Annotated in this window: 16 protein-coding genes; 11 read left to right on the top strand and 5 right to left on the bottom strand. The window is 59.3% G+C overall.

Features of this window, described 5'->3' with window-relative positions; translation table 11 throughout:
- Positions 1 to 10: 10 nt before the first annotated feature.
- Both AC1DCP_RS10345 and AC1DCP_RS10340 read right to left on the bottom strand, forming a co-directional pair.
- Positions 11 to 2,299, bottom strand: a complete 2,289-nt coding sequence (locus AC1DCP_RS10345) for an NADP-dependent malic enzyme (RefSeq protein ID WP_003510961.1) — start codon at positions 2,297 to 2,299, stop codon at positions 11 to 13.
- A 160-nt stretch (positions 2,300 to 2,459) separates the two neighbouring features.
- Positions 2,460 to 3,434: a LysR family transcriptional regulator gene (locus AC1DCP_RS10340; RefSeq protein WP_041694639.1), complete on the bottom strand. Its 975-nt coding sequence runs from the start codon at positions 3,432 to 3,434 to the stop codon at positions 2,460 to 2,462.
- Positions 3,435 to 3,761: 327 nt separating this feature from the next.
- On the opposite strand from AC1DCP_RS10340, the gene AC1DCP_RS10335 reads away from it, so the two are divergent.
- Positions 3,762 to 6,191: a glucose/quinate/shikimate family membrane-bound PQQ-dependent dehydrogenase gene (locus AC1DCP_RS10335; protein ID WP_111803491.1), complete on the top strand. Its 2,430-nt coding sequence runs from the start codon at positions 3,762 to 3,764 to the stop codon at positions 6,189 to 6,191.
- A 267-nt stretch (positions 6,192 to 6,458) separates the two neighbouring features.
- Positions 6,459 to 7,889 (top strand): mannose-1-phosphate guanylyltransferase/mannose-6-phosphate isomerase, encoded by a 1,431-nt coding sequence (locus tag AC1DCP_RS10330; RefSeq protein WP_111789776.1) that lies wholly within the window; start codon positions 6,459 to 6,461, stop codon positions 7,887 to 7,889.
- Between the two features lie 86 nt (positions 7,890 to 7,975).
- Here the strand turns inward: AC1DCP_RS10330 and AC1DCP_RS10325 are convergent, their stop codons facing one another.
- Complete coding sequence (locus AC1DCP_RS10325) at positions 7,976 to 8,674, bottom strand: CPBP family glutamic-type intramembrane protease (protein ID WP_476774253.1); 699 nt, start codon at positions 8,672 to 8,674, stop codon at positions 7,976 to 7,978.
- A gap of 332 nt (positions 8,675 to 9,006) precedes the next feature.
- Here AC1DCP_RS10325 and AC1DCP_RS10320 point away from each other — a divergent pair, with 332 nt between their 5' ends.
- The 6 genes from AC1DCP_RS10320 to AC1DCP_RS10295 all read left to right on the top strand — a co-directional run bounded on the left by AC1DCP_RS10320 (position 9,007) and on the right by AC1DCP_RS10295 (position 15,292).
- On the top strand, positions 9,007 to 10,239 hold the full coding sequence (locus AC1DCP_RS10320) for an ABC transporter substrate-binding protein (RefSeq protein WP_112959462.1): 1,233 nt from the start codon (positions 9,007 to 9,009) through the stop codon (positions 10,237 to 10,239).
- Positions 10,240 to 10,380: 141 nt separating this feature from the next.
- The gene (locus AC1DCP_RS10315) at positions 10,381 to 11,283 is read left to right on the top strand and encodes a carbohydrate ABC transporter permease (protein WP_003510951.1); all 903 of its coding nucleotides are present in this window, start codon (positions 10,381 to 10,383) and stop codon (positions 11,281 to 11,283) included.
- Positions 11,276 to 12,217, top strand: coding sequence for an ABC transporter permease subunit (locus AC1DCP_RS10310; protein WP_112959461.1), 942 nt, complete (start codon positions 11,276 to 11,278; stop codon positions 12,215 to 12,217). Before AC1DCP_RS10315 ends, AC1DCP_RS10310 begins: the two co-directional genes overlap by 8 nt.
- A gap of 5 nt (positions 12,218 to 12,222) precedes the next feature.
- Positions 12,223 to 13,311: an ABC transporter ATP-binding protein gene (locus AC1DCP_RS10305; RefSeq protein WP_003510949.1), complete on the top strand. Its 1,089-nt coding sequence runs from the start codon at positions 12,223 to 12,225 to the stop codon at positions 13,309 to 13,311.
- Positions 13,312 to 13,371: 60 nt separating this feature from the next.
- Positions 13,372 to 14,136, top strand: coding sequence for a sugar phosphate isomerase/epimerase family protein (locus tag AC1DCP_RS10300; RefSeq protein ID WP_115062669.1), 765 nt, complete (start codon positions 13,372 to 13,374; stop codon positions 14,134 to 14,136).
- A gap of 22 nt (positions 14,137 to 14,158) precedes the next feature.
- Positions 14,159 to 15,292, top strand: coding sequence for a Gfo/Idh/MocA family protein (locus tag AC1DCP_RS10295; protein WP_003510945.1), 1,134 nt, complete (start codon positions 14,159 to 14,161; stop codon positions 15,290 to 15,292).
- A 249-nt stretch (positions 15,293 to 15,541) separates the two neighbouring features.
- Here AC1DCP_RS10295 and AC1DCP_RS10290 read toward each other — a convergent pair whose 3' ends face one another.
- Positions 15,542 to 15,679 (bottom strand): hypothetical protein, encoded by a 138-nt coding sequence (locus tag AC1DCP_RS10290; RefSeq protein WP_174060881.1) that lies wholly within the window; start codon positions 15,677 to 15,679, stop codon positions 15,542 to 15,544.
- 225 nt (positions 15,680 to 15,904) lie between these two features.
- On the opposite strand from AC1DCP_RS10290, the gene queC reads away from it, so the two are divergent.
- The 3 genes from queC to queE are packed head-to-tail and all read left to right on the top strand — an operon-like array spanning position 15,905 to position 17,723.
- Positions 15,905 to 16,615 (top strand): 7-cyano-7-deazaguanine synthase QueC, encoded by a 711-nt coding sequence (gene queC / locus AC1DCP_RS10285; RefSeq protein WP_476774252.1) that lies wholly within the window; start codon positions 15,905 to 15,907, stop codon positions 16,613 to 16,615.
- Positions 16,615 to 16,971 carry a 6-carboxytetrahydropterin synthase QueD gene (gene queD / locus AC1DCP_RS10280; RefSeq protein WP_003510937.1) on the top strand — a complete coding sequence of 119 codons (357 nt, stop codon included), beginning with the start codon at positions 16,615 to 16,617 and terminating at the stop codon, positions 16,969 to 16,971. The genes queC and queD overlap by 1 nt, the downstream gene beginning before the upstream one ends.
- Positions 16,968 to 17,723 carry a 7-carboxy-7-deazaguanine synthase QueE gene (queE, locus tag AC1DCP_RS10275; RefSeq protein ID WP_111803493.1) on the top strand — a complete coding sequence of 252 codons (756 nt, stop codon included), beginning with the start codon at positions 16,968 to 16,970 and terminating at the stop codon, positions 17,721 to 17,723. The genes queD and queE overlap by 4 nt, the downstream gene beginning before the upstream one ends.
- Positions 17,724 to 17,825: 102 nt before the next feature.
- Here the strand turns inward: queE and AC1DCP_RS10270 are convergent, their stop codons facing one another.
- Entirely contained in the window at positions 17,826 to 18,875 is a 1,050-nt protein-coding gene (locus tag AC1DCP_RS10270) for a Gfo/Idh/MocA family protein (RefSeq protein WP_476774251.1), read from the bottom strand.
- Between the last annotated feature and the right edge of the window lies 1 nt (position 18,876).

Here is an 18,876-nt window from a genome sequence, read left to right as displayed (position 1 = left end):
TCCCACATCGTTACCGACCGGCGTTATAGGCCGCGATCGCCGCCATATTGACGATGTCGCTGTCCTTGGCACCCATCGAGGTGATCTGCACCGATTTGTCGAGGCCGACGAGAAGCGGGCCGATGACGGTCGCGCCGCCCAGTTCCTGTAGCATCTTGGTGGAGATCGAGGCGGAATGGATGGCTGGCATGACCAGCACGTTGGCCGCACCGGAAAGGCGGGCAAAGGGATACTGGCTCTGCATGCGATGATGGTTCAGCGCCACATCGGCCGACATTTCCCCGTCGACCTCAAAATTGACGTTGCGCTTGTCGAGGATTTTCACCGCTTCGCGCACCTTGTCGGAGCGTTCGCCAACCGGCTGGCCGAAGGTGGAATAGGCGAGCATCGCCACACGCGGTTCGTAGCCGAAACGGCGGGCAAGACCGGCCGCTTCTTCGGCGATATCGGCAAGGTCTTCGGCGGACGGCATGTCGTGCACGGCGGTATCTGCCACGAAGACCGTTCGGTTGCGCGACACGACCAGAGAAACGCCGATGACACGGTGGCCGGGTTTGGTGTTGATGCAGCGGCGGATATCCTCGAGCGCCGTGGAATAGTTGCGGGTAACGCCGGTGACCACGGCGTCCGCATCGCCCATCGCCACCATGCAGGCGGCGAAATGGTTACGGTCGTTGTGGATCAGGCGCTGCACGTCGCGCAGCAGGAAGCCGCCGCGCTGCAAACGCGCATAGAGATAATCGACATAGGCATCGACGCGGCTGGAAAGGCGGGCATTGGTGATCTCTATATTGGCGCGGTCGAGATCGATGCCGGCACGCTCCGCATTGGCCTTGATGATGTCGTCACGGCCGAGCAGGATGGCGGTGCCAAGCCCCTGCGCGGTAAACGAGATCGCCGCGCGCATCACCTGTTCTTCTTCCGCTTCGGCGAAAACGACCCGCTTCGGAGAGCGGCGCACACGCTCGTAAAGGCGCTGCGTGGTCGACGCCATGGGGTCGCGACGGGCGGAAAGCTCGCGGGCATAGGCATCGAGATCGGGCAATTCGCGGCGAGCGACGCCGGTTTCGATGGCGGCCTTCGCCACGGCCACCGGAATTGCCGAGATCAGTCGCGGATCGAAGGGAACGGGAATGATATATTGCGATCCGAAGCGCGGGCGGTTGCCCTGATAGGCGGCGGCCACATCATCCGGCACATCCTCGCGGGCAAGATCGGCCAGCGCCTGTGCAGCGGCAATCTTCATTGCGTCGTTGATCTGGCTTGCGCGGACATCGAGCGCGCCGCGGAAGATATAGGGAAAGCCGAGGACGTTGTTGACCTGGTTCGGATAATCCGAACGCCCCGTCGCCATGATGGCGTCGTCGCGGATGCGGGCGACTTCTTCCGGGGTGATTTCCGGGTCAGGGTTGGCCATCGCGAAAATGATCGGCTTCGGCGCCATGGAGCGGATCATCTCTTCGGTGAAGGCACCCTTCTGCGACAGGCCGAAGACGACATCCGCGCCCTTCATGGCCTCAGTCAGCGTGCGGTTGTCAGTCTTTACCGCATGGGCGGATTTCCACTGGTTCATGCCTTCGGTGCGGCCCTGGTAGATCACGCCCTTGGTGTCGCAAAGCGTGATGTTTTCGGGGTTGAAACCCATGGCCTTGATGAGGTCCATGCAGGCGATGGCAGCAGCACCTGCGCCGTTACAGACGAGCTTCGTCGTCTTGAAGTCTCGGCCCGTCAGTTCGATGGCGTTGATGAGACCGGCGGCGGCGATGATGGCGGTTCCGTGCTGGTCGTCATGGAAAACGGGAATGTCCATCAGCTCGCGCAGGCGGCTTTCGATGATGAAACATTCCGGCGCCTTGATGTCTTCCAGATTGATGCCGCCGAAAGAGGGGCCAAGGTAACGCACGCAATTGATGAATTCGTCGGCGTCTTCGGTATCGACCTCGAGATCGATGGAATCCACATCCGCAAAGCGCTTGAACAGAACGGACTTGCCTTCCATGACAGGCTTGGAGGCGAGCGCGCCGAGATTGCCGAGACCGAGGATCGCCGTGCCGTTGGAGATCACTGCTACCATGTTGCCGCGTGTCGTATAATCGTAAGCGGTCGCCGGATTTTCGGCGATGGCTTTCACCGGCACGGCCACTCCCGGCGAATAGGCAAGCGACAGATCCCGCTGAGTCGCCATCGGCTTGGTCGGGGTGATTTCCAGTTTCCCCGGTCTGCCTTGCGCGTGGAAATCCAGTGCTTCCTGATCTGTAACCGATGTTCTGGGGCTGGCGGGCTTCGTCGTGTCGGACATGGGCTGAGTGTGCTTTCGTGTCGATAACAGTGCAAAAATATCCGTCGTTGTTATTGTATTTTTCGCGCGCGTGCCAAGCGTTGAATGTTGTTCAGTGCAGCAAATTTAGCCGTGGCGAAATTTGTGGCCGATTCAATCGATTAAGTGCGTATTGTCGGCATTATAGGTGGGACTGGTAGGCCTGCCGTACCATATTCACGAAGGCCTCCACGTGGAGGGCAAGCGGACCGCGTCTGACGACCAGCACGCTATCTGACCAGGCATCGGCGCTTTCGAGCGGCACACCTGTGATGCCCCTTGTGGAGCGCACGGTGCTTTCCGGCAGAATGGAAATTCCCGCGCCAGCTTCCACGAGGGCAAGGATGGTGTTGACGTTAGCGATGCGCATGCCGATTTCCGGCTCACAGCCTGCATCCTCGAAAAGGGAAAGCGCGCTGCTGCTGAGCCCCAGGCCGATCTCGTCCACCGGTAGCAGCAGTTTTTCCTGCACGATATCGACAACCGAAACTCTGGGGCGGGAGGCGAGCGGATGGCGCTCCGGCAGGGCGACGCACAGTTTGGAGCGGTCGAAGGGCATGGCCCGCAAGCTCTGCGGCAATTGGGGCAGGGGTGCGCGAATGAAAGCGACGTCTGTCTTGCGCGTCGCCACCTGCTCGATCAATTGTTCCATCGTCATGCCGGGCAGGAGTTCAAGCGTAACCTCCCTGTGGTCGTTGCCATAGCGGGTGATCAGCGCCGGCAATTTTCGTTCCGCCATTACGCTGGTGCCGAAGCCGATGCGCAGCGTGCCGAGCTGGCCGCGCCTGATCTGGTGTGCCTTTTCCAGCGCCCCCTTGGTGCGGGCAAGAATTTCCTCCGCATCGAGCAGCATCGACTGCCCAGCCGGCGTAAGTTCCACACCGCGGTTGACACGGAGGAAAAGCTTGAAGCCCAGATTCTCTTCCAGTTGCCGGATACGCTGCGTTACGGCCGGTTGGGCGATGCCCAGCTGCAAAGCGGCCGCGCGGAAATTTTTGGCCCTTGCGGCTTCCACGAAAATGGCGAGCTGGCGAATATCCATCGGCGGAGAGGTCTTTGTGTTGTAGGTGTTGATATGGTATAAGCGCAGCTTATCAAAAATGCCCGTCTTGCGCATTGTCATCTTGTCGCAGGCGACGTTATACCGCACCGAGGTTTCGGTCGCCCAGTGCCCGCATGCGGGCCTCTGCGATACGAACTTGGGAGGATTTGTTCGAGCACATTGTCCGCCGTCCATTGGGGCCGGCGATAAACTGCAGTGAATGGGTCAAAATGACAGTCACCACGGAAGTCTCCCGCACCATTGTTCCCCATTTCGCCTCGTCGCCTTCAGCGCATCTTCGCTCAGCCGTAAGTGCGGCGGACTGTCTGGCCTGGGCCGGGCATTGAAAGATCATCGGGCGTCAGCCTTCGCGGCGGCTCTCCTAACCGGATATTTAATTTCATGAGTAAACCAGCAACCTCAACGTCGCTTGCAGCCAGATTATGGCTCTTCGTGCTCGGCGCTGTCATTGTCGCTGCGGGACTGTTCTTCGCCATTGGCGGCGGGCAGCTCGCAACACTCGGCGGCAGCCTCTATTTCGTCTTTGCGGGTATCGCGCTGATCGTCTCCGGCTTGCTTATTCTGCTGCGCAAGCCTGCCGGCGCGCTCCTGTTCGGCCTTGTCTTCATCGTTAGCGGTGTTTGGGCAGTGTGGGAAGCCGGACTGCACTTCTGGCCGCTCATCTCCCGCCTGCTGGCGTTGGGCGTGGGCGCCACGGTGGTTGCGCTCTCCTATCCGCTGCTGCGGCGCGCGGCTGGCAAGACGCCTGCTTACGGCGCGTCCTTTGCCCTTGCTGGCGTTCTGGCCATTGCGTCCGCTGCCGGTTTTGCCGGCATGTTCGTGCCGCATCCGACCGTCGCCTTCAAGGGTGAGGTTGCTGCACTGACGCCGGTAACGCCGGAAAATGAGCAGAAGAACTGGGAACATTACGGCAATACGGCGGGCGGCAGCCGCTTTGTTGCGCTTGACGAAATCAACCGCGATAACGTCAAGAACCTTGAGGTGGCATGGACCTATCGGACCGGCGACATCCCGATCAGCCCCGGCGCGAACGGTGCGGAAGATCAGGAAACGCCGCTTCAGGTCGGCGACACCGTGTTTGTGTGCACACCGCACAACAATGTCATCGCGCTCGACGCCGATACCGGCGCGCAGAAGTGGAAGACCGAAATCAACGCCAAATCCACCGTCTGGATGCGTTGCCGTGGTCTCGCCTATTTCGATGCCAAGGCGCCGCTGAAGCAGCCGACCGCTCCGGGCGCAACGCCTGTCACCCCGGCGATCGTAGCTGACGGCGCGCTTTGCCAGCGCCGCATTCTCATGAACACCATCAACGCGGAACTCATCGCGCTCGACGCCGACACCGGCGCGTTTTGCCCGGATTTCGGCACCAACGGCCGCGTCGATCTGAAGATCGGTCTTGGTGATGCGCCGGACCCGCAATATGTGCTGACATCGGCCCCCACACTGGCCGGCACCACCGTCGTGGTCGGCGGGCGTATCGCTGACAACGTACAGGTGGATATGCCTGGCGGCGTGATGCGCGGTTTCGACGTTGTGACGGGTGAGCTTCGCTGGGCTTTCGATCCTGGCAACCCTGAAATCACCAAACTGCCGCCCGAGGGCCAGACCTACACCCGTTCCACGCCGAACGTCTGGGCATCCATGTCCTACGATCCGGAGCTGAACACGGTCTTCATGCCGGTAGGCAGCCCCTCGGTCGATCTTTATGGCGCGACGCGCACACCGCTCGATCATAAATACGGCGCTTCCATGCTGGCGCTCGATGCCACGACCGGCCGCGAAAAGTGGGTCTACCAGACGGTTCATAACGACCTATGGGACTTCGACGTGCCGATGCAGCCGAGCTTCGTCGATTTCCCGAAGGCTGACGGAACGACCGTTCCGGCTCTGGTCTTCGGCACCAAGGCCGGTCAGATCTATGTGCTGGACCGTGCGACTGGCCAGCCGCTGACCAAGGTGGAAGACGTTCCGGTCAAGGCCGGCAACATTCCGAACGAGCCATATGCACCAACGCAGCCGCGTTCGGTGGGCATGCCGCAAATCGGCGCGCAGACGCTGACGGAAGCCGATATGTGGGGTGCCACCCCTTTCGATCAGCTTCTTTGCCGTATCGCTTTCAAGGGCATGCGTTATGAAGGCCTCTATACGGCGCCGGGCACGGACCTCTCCCTCGCCTTCCCGGGTTCGCTCGGTGGCATGAACTGGGGCGGCATCTCGACTGACCCGACGACCAACACAATCTTCATCAACGACATGCGCCTCGGCCTGTGGATTGAGATGAAGGAAGCTGCTCCCACCAAGGCAACGGCAAGCGGCGGCGAAAGCGTCAATACCGGCATGGGCGTCGTTCCCATGAAGGGCACGCCCTATGCGGTGAACAAGAACCGTTTCCTGTCTGCTCTCGGCATTCCCTGCCAGGCTCCACCCTATGGCTCGATGACTGCGATTGACATGAAGACGCAGCAGATCAAGTGGCAGGTTCCTGTCGGCACCGTTGAGGATACCGGTCCGCTTGGCATCAAGATGGGTCTGCCGATCCCGATCGGCATGCCCACGCTCGGCGGAACGCTTGCCACCCAGGGCGGTCTCGTCTTCATCGCCGGCACACAGGATTATTATCTGCGCGCCTTCGATACGGCGACCGGCAAGGAAGTCTGGAAGGCCCGCCTTCCTGTCGGCAGCCAGGGCGGCCCGATGAGCTACAAGTCTCCGAAGACAGGCAAGCAATATGTCGTCATCTCGGCCGGCGGTGCACGTCAGTCTCCTGACCGTGGCGACTACGTGATCGCTTACGCGCTGCCGAACTGATCCTGACAGGTCATCGCTCTGAAAACGGAAACCCGGGCCATTCGCCCGGGTTTTTCTTTGCTGCCTGTCAAAGCCATTGATCGCCCTTTGCGCGGAACCTCACCCTGTGCGTTGCGTTAGCAAAACGGGTCCGACATTCACCAAGCTTTCACAAGGCGAACTTATGAGCTTGCGCTTATCCGCCCGTGAACCGATGATGGCAGCATTGGTAAATATGTATATTGTCCGGCCCGCCGGAAGTTTTTTAAAGTTGGAAAGGTTTTTATTGTGACGGAACAATCTCGAAAGATCACGCCGGTTCTTCTTGCTGGTGGGGCGGGATCACGGCTTTGGCCGGTATCGCGCGATCAGTTGCCCAAGCAGTTCCAGCCGCTGGTCGGCAATCTTTCGACCTATCAGCAGACACTGACGCGCGTGGCCGACAAGGCGCTTTATGCCGAGCCGCTGGTGATCACCAACGAGGATTTCCGTTTCTTCGCCCGCCGCCAGGCTGAGGAGATCGATCTTCCGGCGACGGTGGTTCTCGAACCCGCCCGCCGCGACAGTGCCGCCGCCATGGCCGCTGCCGCCGTGCTGGCCGAGCGCCGGGAGCCGGGATGCCTCGTGCTGGCGCTCGCCGCCGACCATGTGGTGCTGGATGCCGACAAATTTTCAGAGTCCGTGAGGCTTGGCGCCAAGGCCGCCGATCAGGGCAATATCGTCGTTTTCGGTCTGGTGCCAACCGAGCCGCGCACCTCTTACGGCTACATCAAGCCTGGTGAAGCAATTGATGGTGAGGCTGACTTGAGCATCGTCGAGGCATTCGTGGAAAAGCCGGACGTGAAGACGGCAATCTCCTATCTGGAGAAGGGGTATCTCTGGAACTCCGGCAACTTCCTGTTCCGTTCCGACGTGATGATTGCCGAACTCAAGGCATTCGCGCCGGAAATTCTTGCGGCAGTAACGAAGTCGGTCGAACAATATGAAAGCGACCTTGGCTTCGTGCGCCTGCATCAGGCGAGCTTCGAAGCCTCGCCGAAAAACTCCATCGACTATGCGGTGATCGAGAAGACCAAGCGCATGGCGGTGGTGCACGGCCATTTCCGCTGGTCGGATATCGGCAGCTGGGACGCGATCTGGGAAATCGCCGACAAGCACGGCAACGACAATGCGCTCGAGGGCGACGGCGTCTTCATCGATTCCGAGGGCTGCCTGATCCATTCCACGCAATTGCTGACGACCGTGGTGGGGGCAAAGGATCTTGTGGTGGTGGCTACCAAGGATGCGGTTCTGGTGGTGCCGAAAAACCGGGTTCAGGACGTGAAGGGCCTGGTGGAGACACTGAAGGATGGCGAACACGCGCCGCGGACGCAAGCGCACAGGCGAGTGTATCGTCCATGGGGTTACATCGAACATATGTATGTGGACGAGCGCTACCGCGTGGGCCACATCACGGTTGATCCTGGCCACCGCATCTCGTTCCAGAAACACTATCACCGCTCGGAGCACTGGATCATCGTCAAGGGCACGGCAACCGTAACGATTGGCGACGAAACCCGGCTGCTGACGGAAAACCAGTCCGTCTATATCCCGATTGGTCAACCGCACCGGCTTGCCAATGAGGGGCAGATTCCGCTCGAGTTGGTCGAAATCCAGACCGGCGCCTATCTTGGCGAAGACGACGTCATCCGCATCGAGGATGATTATAAGAGGCATTAGGACTGCTGCGCGCACCGACGCGGCATTTTATCCCGGCCGGCGAGGCCGGGATGATAAATCCCTGACTTATCTGTCGGCTCGACGGATCAGGAGACAGTTGCATTCACGCAGTGGGCGAAAGCGTGGGAAAGCATCGCTGCTTCCAGCCCGCGACGCCAGAACAGCCACCCGAACATCAGTCCGGGGATAAAATTGCCGAGCATGACACTGACAATCAGCAATGGTTGCGGATGAACGGGAATGGCAAACAGAAAGGGCAGGTGGCCCACGGCAAAAAGGGCCGCTGCGATAAAAATTGCATTCCACAGCATGACCGGTTGGACTTGCCCCTTGCCCACTATTCGCCAGAGCACCCATGCGAATAATGTCATCAAGCCCCATCGGGTCAGCAGCTCCTCCGTTATGCCACCATAGAGAACCCGGGTGACAAGTGGGACTTCAAACGCCGCCATTTTTTCCATGGTTGCCGTATCGGTGAAGGCAGGCAGGATCACAGACGAATAAGCGATCATCAGCAGGCCGACGATAAGACCCGTCAGCAAAGCTGCTGGGGCTTGCCTGCGCAAGACTGGCCCGAACCCGGTTCCTTTCAGCCAGGCATCGATCAGCGGAGTGCCGAGCCCGAGTTTGCCGGCAAGCGCTTGACCCGTCGCCACCGCAGCAATGATCAGGACTGCCGGCTGGACGAGCATCACAACCCGTACCGTGAAGGAAAGATCCTGTCCCGACGCCAGTCGTTCGAACGGTGCGAGCAAAAGCGATAACACGCCCGCCAGACCGATCATCAAAAGAATGTGCCAACGTTTTACCATCGCTCACCTTATGTTCGCCCGTCCATGCGGGCTTGGCACTCTGTGCGCAGGAACCGACGCCAAAGTCGGAAGACTATGAAGATACTACGTTGCCTGCAGATTACCGGTGCGCAGTCTTTGTCGTGCCATTCGGCATCCTTCCAATTTCCCAATCTTCTTTCTCAACAAAATCTAGCCGTTCGGCACGTTTGTAGCTGCTCGACACAGCGCGGCGAGCTGCGGCGAGATTCATTTTTTAGGCGGTTGCCTAATCAAAAATCTTCGCTTACGTTCCAACTGCAACGTTTCAGTGAGGGAGGAGACTCATGCGAATGCGCTTTATTTCTGCGGCCTTTTTGGCCAGTGTTATGATTCCGGCGGGTGTCGCTGGGGCTACCGATCTTGAAGTTACCCATTGGTGGACATCGGGCGGTGAAGCCGCTGCCGTTGCCGAACTTGCCAAGGCTTTTGATGCCACCGGCAACAAGTGGGTGGACGGCGCTATTGCCGGTTCGGGCGGCACCGCCCGTCCGATCATGATCAGCCGTATCACCGGCGGCGACCCGATGGGTGCCACCCAGTTCAACCATGGCAGACAGGCCGAAGAGCTGGTGCAGGCCGGCCTGATGCGCGACCTGACCGACGTTGCCGAAAAGGGCAAGTGGAAAGACGTCATAAAGCCGGCAAGCCTGCTCGACAGCTGCACCATCGACGGCAAGATCTATTGCGCGCCGGTCAACATCCATTCCTGGCAATGGTTGTGGCTTTCCAACGAAGCGTTCAAGAAAGCGGGCGTCGAAGTTCCCAAGAACTGGACTGAATTTGCTGCCGCAGCACCGGCACTGAAAAAAGCCGGCATCCAGCCGCTCGCGCTCGGCGGTCAGGCATGGCAGGCCAATGGCCTGTTCGACACGTTGACGCTTTCGATCGGCGGCAAGGATCTTTATCAGAAGGTCTATGGCGACAAGGATGCCGAAGCAGCGACCGGTCCTGACATGGCCAAGATTTTTGCGGCCGCCGTCGAGGCCCGCGACATGGCCAAGGGCACAAATGTTCAGGACTGGAACCAGGCCACCAACATGGTCATAACAGGCAAGGCCGGCGGCCAGATCATGGGCGACTGGGCGCAGGGCGAGTTCCAGCTTGCCAACCAGAAGGCGGGTACGGACTACACTTGCCTGCCGGGTCTCGGCCTTAATGACTATCTCACCACCGGCGGCGACGCCTTTTATTTCCCGCTGCTGAAGGATGAAGCAAAATCCAAGGCGCAGGACGTTCTGGCCGCAACCATCGTCGATCCTAAAACGCAGGTGGCTTTCAACCTTAAGAAGGGCTCGCTGCCGATCCGTGGCGACGTCGACCTCAATGCGGCCAATGACTGCATGAAGAAGGGTCTGGAAATTCTGGCCAAGGGCAATGCGCTGACCAGCACAGACCAGCTGATTTCTGCTGATACGCAGAAGCAGAAAGAAGACCTGATGGCAGAGTTTTTTGCCAGCGCGATGACTGCAGAAGATGCACAGAAGCGCTTCGCCGGCATCATCGGTTCCGCTGACTAACCGCAACCTCTTGTGCGGCGGGTGGCATCCATCCGCCGCAAGCTCCCTGCGGGATGCGTAAACGCGCAAGCCCGGAGGATTGGGGCAAGGTCTTTGAGACCTTGCCTGGCTATCAACGGCAACGTTACAGGAGGGTCATCCATGGCGGGTCTAGCGCGCTCCGGCCGCCCCAACCAGCTTTTCCGCAATCTCAATTCGAAGATTGCTTCCATTCCCATGATATTGACCGCCGTCGTGATTTTTCTCGGCGGAACGGTCTGGACGGTGATTTATTCATTCACCAATTCCAAGCTTCTGCCACGTGCAAGCTTCATCGGTTTCGACCAGTATGAGCGGTTGTGGGCCGCGCCGCGCTGGATCATTTCCATCCAGAATCTGGCGATCTACGGCATTCTGTCGCTGATCTTCAGTCTGGTGATCGGCTTCGTGCTGGCGGCGCTGATGGATCAGAAGATTCGTTTCGAGAACACCTTCCGCACCATCTTCCTTTATCCCTTTGCTCTGTCGTTCATCGTAACCGGCCTTGTCTGGCAATGGCTGTTGAACCCGGAATTCGGCATTCAGTCCGTGGTCCGCTCGATGGGGTGGGAAAGCTTCACCTTCGACCCGCTTTATAATTCCGAGATCGTTATCTACGGCATCCTGATTGCTGCGCTCTGGCAGGGCACGGGGCTCGTCATGTGCCTGATGCTGGCCGGTCTTCGCGGCATAGACGAGGATATCTGGAAGGCGACGCGCGTCGACGGCATTCCGATGTGGAAGACTTATATCCTCATCATCATTCCCATGATGCGGCCGGTCTTCATCACCACGCTTGTCATTATCGCGAGCGGAATCGTCAAGGTGTACGATCTGGTGGTGGCGCAGACCAGTGGCGGACCGGGCATCGCATCCGAAGTGCCGGCGAAATATGTCTATGACTACATGTTCCAGGCGCAGAACCTGGGGCAGGGCTTTGCCGCCTCCACCATGATGCTTCTGACCGTCGCCATTATCGTCATTCCATGGGCGTACCTCGAATTCGGAGGCAAGAAACGTGGCTAATATCAGCACATTGAACACGGTCGCCGCCGCAACCGATGCGGTTGCCGCGGACCTTTCCGGTCCCCGCGGCAAGAAGCCGAAAAAAACGTTTTCCCGCCGCAACATCATTCTCTATGGCACGCTGTTTGTCGCTGCCGCCTATTACCTGCTGCCGCTTTACGTGATGGTTGTCACCTCTCTGAAGGGTATGCCGGAAATACGGCTCGGCAACATTTTCGCGCCACCGGTGGAAATCACCTTCGAACCCTGGGTGAAAGCCTGGGCGAATGCCTGCACCGGGCTGAACTGCGACGGGCTTTCACGCGGCTTCTGGAACTCGGTACGCATCCTCATACCGTCGGTCGTGATCTCGATCATCGTGGCTTCCGTCAGCGGTTACGCCATCGCGAACTGGAAGTTCAAGGGTTCGGAACTGTTCTTCTCGATCCTCATCATCGGCGCCTTCATCCCCTATCAGGTAATGATCTACCCGATCGTGATCGTGCTGCGCGAATTGGGCATTTATGGCACGCTGACCGGCCTCGTGATCGTGCACACGATTTTCGGCATGCCGATCCTGACGCTACTCTTCCGCAACTATTTTGCGTCGCTGCCGGAGGAATTGTTCAAGGCGGCACGTATTGATGGCGCCAATTTCTGGCAGATCTATTTTCGCATCATGCTGCCCATGTCGCTGCCGATCTTCGTCGTGGCGATGATCCTGCAGGTCACCGGCATCTGGAACGACTTCCTGTTCGGCGTCGTGTTCACGCGGCCGGAATATTACCCGATGACGGTGCAGCTCAATAATATCGTCAACTCCGTGCAGGGCGTGAAGGAATACAACGTCAACATGGCTGCAACCCTTCTCACCGGGGCCGTGCCGTTGATCGTTTATTTCGTCTCCGGCAGGCTTTTCGTCCGTGGCATCGCCGCAGGCGCAGTAAAAGGTTGAGTTATATGAACAAAAGCGTTTCCATTCGCGATCTTTCCCTGTCCTTCGGTGCCGTTACTGTCCTGAAAGACCTCAATCTCGATATTTACGACGGCGAGTTCCTCGTGCTGCTCGGCTCTTCCGGCTGCGGCAAGTCGACACTTCTCAATTGCATTGCGGGCCTTCTGGAGCCAACCGACGGGCAAATCTTCATCAAGGACCGCAACGTTACCTGGGAGGAGCCGAAGGATCGTGGCATCGGCATGGTGTTCCAGTCCTATGCGCTTTATCCGCAGATGACGGTGGAGAAGAACCTCTCCTTCGGCCTTCAGGTCGCCAAGGTTCCGAAAGAGGAAATCGACCGGCGCGTCAAAAGGGCGGCGGGCATATTGCAGATCGAACCACTCCTGAAGCGCAAGCCCGCCGAGCTTTCCGGCGGCCAGCGCCAGCGCGTGGCGATCGGCCGGGCGCTGGTGCGCGACGTGGACGTGTTCCTGTTCGATGAACCGCTTTCCAACCTCGATGCCAAGCTGCGCTCGGAACTGCGCGTCGAGATCAAACGGCTGCACCAAGCGCTGAAAAACACCATGATCTACGTGACGCATGATCAGATCGAGGCGCTGACGCTGGCTGATCGTATCGCCATTATGAAAAGCGGCGTCATCCAGCAGCTTGCCGATCCCGTCACTATCTACAACAAGCCAAGGAACCTCTTCGTCGCGGGCTTCATCGGTTCGCCCTCGATGAATTTCCTGCGTGGCGAATTGATCGAGAAGGACGGCAAGGTGGTCTTCACCACCAACGGCGTCACCTTCTCACTGGATGGTTATCAGCCGGAGGCGCCGCTTGTCGCCGGTCGTGCCGTGGTTCTCGGTGTGCGTCCCGAACATGTGCGCGTCGATGCCGACATCGTCAGCGGCGAGGTGCATGAGGCGATCGTTGACATCGAGGAGCCGATGGGCGCCGACAATCTGATCTGGCTCAAACATGCCGGTCATACCCTGTCCGTGCGCGTTGGCGGCCACAGGCGGTTTGCGCCGGGCACCCGGGTTCGCCTCGGCCTAGACCTCACCATGGCCTCGCTGTTCGACGCACAGAGCGAAGAGCGGCTTTAGGAAGGGCCCCGTTTTACCCCCAACACCATCCCAAGCACCCACATCTCTATGGAGGAGATAATGACAGAACTCGGTTTCCAGCTTTACAGCGCCCGCAATTTCCAGCCGTTTTCCAATATTTTGAAGAAGCTTTCGGCGGCTGGTTACAAACAGGTCGAAGGTTACGGCGCCATGTACGCCTCGCTTGATGACGCCGGGCTGAACAGCTTGCGCTCCGAACTCGATGCCAATGGTCTTGCCATGCCGACCGGCCATTTCGGCCTCGACCTTCTCGAGGGTGATCCGAAAAAGGCTCTGAACATCGCCAAGGTTCTGGGCGTGGAAGCGATTTATTGCCCTTACCTGATGCCCGACCAGCGCCCGGCGGACGCGGCTGGTTGGTTCGCCTTCGGCAAGCGCCTGCAGGAAGCGGGTAAGCCATTCGTGGATGCCGGGCTGACCTTCGGCTGGCACAACCACGATTTCGAGTTCAAGGTGCTCCCGGACGGCTCCACCCCGCAGGAGCAGATTTTTGCCGGCGGACCGGACCTGAAATGGGAAGCGGATATCGCCTGGATTATCAGAGGCAATGCCGATCCGCTCGCCTGGATCGAAAGCTACGGCAAGCGCATTACCGCCGTGCACGTGAAGGACATCGCACCATCAGGCGAAAATGCGGATGAGGACGGCTGGGCGGATGTCGGCCACGGCACGGTGGACTGGAAGGCCCTCGTGGCAGCACTGAGGGCAAAATCCGCCACGAAACATTTCGTGGTCGAACACGACAATCCCAAGGATATCGATCGGCTGATCACTCGCTCCATCGCATCCTTCAAAACCTATTGAGCATCAATCCGGAGTTTTCATCATGCAAAGGGAACTGGGCGTCGGCATCATCGGGTGCGGCAACATCTCGTCTGCTTACTTTTCGCTGGCACCGCTCTTCAAGGGCATCAAGGTGCTGGCCTGCGCCGACCTTAACCGCAATGCGGCGGAACTGAGGGCAGAAGAATTTGGTGTCACGGCGCAGTCGATCGAGGAACTCCTCGCCAACAAGGACATCGACGTGGTGGTGAACCTCACCATTCCCGCCGCGCATTTTCCCGTGTCGAAAGCGGCACTCGAGGCGGGTAAACACGTCTATTCGGAAAAGCCGCTGGTGCTTTCGCTGGAGGAAGGCGAGGAGTTGCGGCGCATCGCCCGCGAGAAGAACCTTTCCGTTGGCTGCGCGCCTGATACTTTCCTTGGCGGCGCGCATCAGCTTGCCCGGCAATATATCGACGAGGGCAAGGTCGGGCGCATCACCTCCGGCACCTGCCATGTGATGAGCCCCGGCATGGAGATGTGGCACCCCAATCCGGGCTTCTTCTTCCTGAAGGGGGGCGGGCCGATCCTCGATCTTGGCCCCTATTATGTGGCGAACCTCATCAACCTCATCGGCCCGGTCAAGCGCGTTGGCGCACTGACATCAATGGCCAACCCCACCCGAACGGTGACCAGCCAGCCGCTGAACGGCGAGATCATCCCGGTAGAAACGCCTACCAACATCCATGCGCTTCTGGAATTCGTGAACGGAGCAACGATCACACTTTCGGCCAGCTGGGATGTGTGGTCGCATCGCCACGCCAATATGGAACTTTACGGTACGGAAGGATCGATCTACGTGCCGGACCCCAACTTCTTCGGCGGTGTGGTGGAGGCGAGCGGACGCGACAAAAATATCCAGCCGCTGGAAGACTGGGCGCATCCCTTCGGCATTGCCAACCAGGAAAGCCCGAATGGCCCGCGCGCCAACTATCGCACGGCAGGCCTGGCCGATATGGCGATTGCTATCCTTGAAGGCCGCGATGCCCGCTGCTCGCTGGATCGCTCCCTGCACGGTATCGACGTGATGACCTCCATCCTCAAATCCGGGGAAGAAGGCCGCTTCATCGAGATGACCACAACCTGCACGCAGCCGGCAGCACTCGGCATCGAGGAGGCGCAGGCGCTGCTGCGCTGAGCCCGGTCTATCGAAAAAAAGAGCCCGGCGCACTGCCGTTTTGCCGGGCTCCTTCCGCTCCGCCGCATCATGGCGAGCTTCGTGTCTCAAAAGCCGATGAAAAAACCAAGCCAGCGTGCGACGGTCGTGACCATCCAGATCAGGAAGACGAACGGGGCGATCCCTATCGTGGCGACGAGCGTCGCGGAGGCTATGAAAAGTAAGACTGCAAGATTGCGCCTGAGCCCTGGGCGCCTGTTGCCGAGTGCCTTATCCATGACGCACGGTGGCCATCAGCCCACGAATGGTAAGGGTGACATAAAGCGTGCCTGCCAACGCCATCAAAATGCCAGAGCCGATGGAGCTGAGATCGCTTAGCGAAAAGAGGAACATAGAACCGGACGTCATCGGCAACACCCTTCAAGAACTGCAACGTTTAATCCGTTCTAGATCAAGCCGGTTTCCCGCTTATGTCGCGATTGTTTCGTCTTGTTGCTGCGGCGGGGCAATTTCGTGGATTGCGTGGAATTTCCGCTATTTCCGCAAAGCCCTTCACAATCGCTTCGCTTTGGTTTAAAGCCGCCCCCGTAATCCGGTCGCAGCCCACCCGGTCAAAACAAGGGATCCCAACGTATGAAAACCATCGTCATCTGCTCCGGCGGATTGGACTCCGTTTCGCTTGCGCACAAAATCGCGGCGGAACATGAACTTCTCGCTCTTGTCTCCTTCGATTACGGCCAGCGCCACAAGAAGGAGCTGGATTTCGCAGCCGACTGCGCAAAACGTCTCGGCGTGCCGCATCATCTCATAGACATCACAACCATCGGCGCGCACCTCACCGGTTCCGCGCTGACGGACGATATCGACGTGCCGGACGGACATTATGCGGAAGAGACAATGCGCTCCACGGTGGTCCCGAACCGCAACGCCATCATGCTGACCATCGCCTTCGGCCTTGCCGCCGCCCAGCAGGCGGATGCGGTGGCGATCGCCGTGCATGGCGGCGACCATTTTATCTATCCCGATTGCCGGCCGGGCTTCATCGACAGCTTTAATGCCATGCAGGCGCATGCGCTGGAAGGCTACGCAGACGTCACCTTGTTTGCGCCCTATGTCACCGTCTCCAAAGCGGCGATTGTGACTGACGCGGTGAAATACGGCACCCCATTTGGCGAAACCTGGTCCTGTTACAAGGGCGGCTCTCGCCATTGTGGACGTTGCGGCACCTGCGTGGAGCGGCGCGAGGCCTTCCATCTGGCAGGTGTTACCGATCCGACGGACTATGAGGACCCGGATTTCTGGGTGGCGGCCACCCATGCTTATACGGCACAGGAGGTGCGTTGATGTTTCGCATCACCAAGGAGTTCCATTTCTCCGCCTCTCACCAACTGAAAAGCCTGCCCGCCGACCATCAGTGCGCCCGCCTGCACGGGCATAATTACATCGTTGAGGTCGAACTATCAGGCGAAGAGCTGAACGAGCACGGTTTCGTGCGTGATTACCACGAACTCGCGCCGCTGAAGCGCTACATCGACGATCATTTCGATCATCGCCACCTGAACGACGTTCTCGGCCATGACCGGGTCACCGCGGAATGTCTGGCGAAGCACTTTTACGATTGGTGCAAGACGAGCCTGCCAGAGACCAGCGCCGTGCGAGTGAGCGAAACCGCCAAGACCTGGGCGGAATACCGGCCATGACGGCGGCTGCACAGAAAGTTGCAGCGAAGGAAACAGCGATCCGCATCAGCGAAATCTTCGGCCCGACCATTCAGGGCGAGGGTTTGCTGATTGGTCTGCCTACCGTTTTCGTTCGCACTGGCGGCTGCGATTACCGCTGCTCCTGGTGCGATACGCTGCATGCCGTCGACAGCGAGTATCGCGACACATGGAAACCGATGTCCGTCGAGGCGATCTGGCAGGAGGTGCGACGGCTTTCCGGCGGTGTGCCGCTGACGGTGTCGCTTTCGGGCGGCAATCCCGCCATCCAGCCCCTTGGGCAACTAATCGCGAAGGGGCAGGGCGAGGGCTATAGGTTCGCGCTGGAAACGCAGGGCAGCATCGCAAAAGACTGGTTTGGCGATCTCGATCATCTGGTGCTAAGCCCGAAGCCACCATCGAGCGGCATGGAAACCGACTGGCAGGCCTTTGAAGACTGTCTTGCCGCCGCCGGCGATGGACCGCAGGTGGCGCTGAAGATCGTCGTGTTTGACGATGCGGACTATGCTTATGCCAAGGCTGCATCAGCCCGTTTCCCGCATTTGCCGATTTACCTCCAGCCCGGCAACCACACCCCGCCGCCGCCGGATGACGACGACGCGCGTGTGGATATCGATGGAATCATGGATCGCATGTTGTGGTTGGTGGACAAGGTCAGCGAAGACCGTTGGTTTTCCGCCCGGGTGCTACCGCAGTTGCATGTGCTCTTGTGGGGGAATAGGCGAGGCGTTTGAGGTAGTACCTCCGTCATGCAGCGCTAGATTCGGGGTGACGGGAGATAACGGTACACGCTGCAGTATTGGAAGCGGCGGCTTACGCCGCCGCGCCCTTGCAATTCAAGCAGAGACGGCCAGCTCCCGCCGTTCGCGGTCGGCGATGATCGAGAGATCAAGCACCTTCTGCAAATTCGCGGCGTGGCGGAAGTCCGGGTCAGCAATGCCGCCTTCCATGACGGCCTTGGCGAATTTTTCGTAATTCGTCGGCACCGGGTCGACATCGATTGTCTTCCAGATCGCCTTTTCCACATCGTCGCCGATGCAGGCTCGCAGGCTGGAATAGTCAGGCGTGTGGATCACCTCCAGCGCACCCTTGTCGCCGTGGATGCGCAGGCGCAGTTCGTTGAGATGGCCCGTTGCCCAGCGGCTGGCGTGAATGACGCCCATGGCGCCGTTTTCCAACTCGGCGGTCATGGTGAAGCTGTCATTGGCGTCGAGATCGTAGGCGCCGATCTTGTTGCCTTCATATTTGTCGAACGTCTTCAGGCGCGTGAAGATCCGCTCCACATCGCTGCCCGCGCCATAGGAGGCGAAGTCGAGAATGTGGATGCCGACATCACCCAGAACACCGTTTGAGCCGTRCTTGGTGGAAAGCCGCCACAGCCACTTGCTCTCCGTCATCCAGTCTCCCCAGGCCTTGGAAACGAGCCAGCTCTGGAGATAGGAGGCTTCCAGATGGCGCACCTTGCCGATCTTGCCGGCCAGCACCATTTCGCGTGCCGCCTGCAAGGGGGCGACATTGCGATAAGTGAGGTTGACCATGGCAACAAGGCCTGCTTTTTCTGCGGCATCGGCCATTTCGGCGGCCTTGGCGTAGTTTTCCGCCAGCGGCTTTTCGCAGAAAACATGTTTGCCCGCCGCCAGAAGCTTGAGGCTGGTCGGGTGGTGGATGGCATCCGGCGTGACGTTTGCCGCCGCGTCGAACTCGCCCCAGGCAATCGCGTCATCCAGCGAGGTAAAGGAGAGTGGAATGTTGTGGCGAAGCGCAAAGCCCCGCACAACCACATCATCCACATCCACCGCAGCCACCAGTTCGACGCCGGGGATTTGCGAGAAATATGTGGCATGGTTGTTAGCCATGCCGCCGGTTCCGAGAATGAGAAGTCTCATG

The organism is Agrobacterium sp. 10T429 (assembly GCF_056393925.1).
The sequence above is the reverse complement of the archived record's forward strand: the minus strand, read 5'-3'. Positions and strand labels throughout refer to the sequence as shown.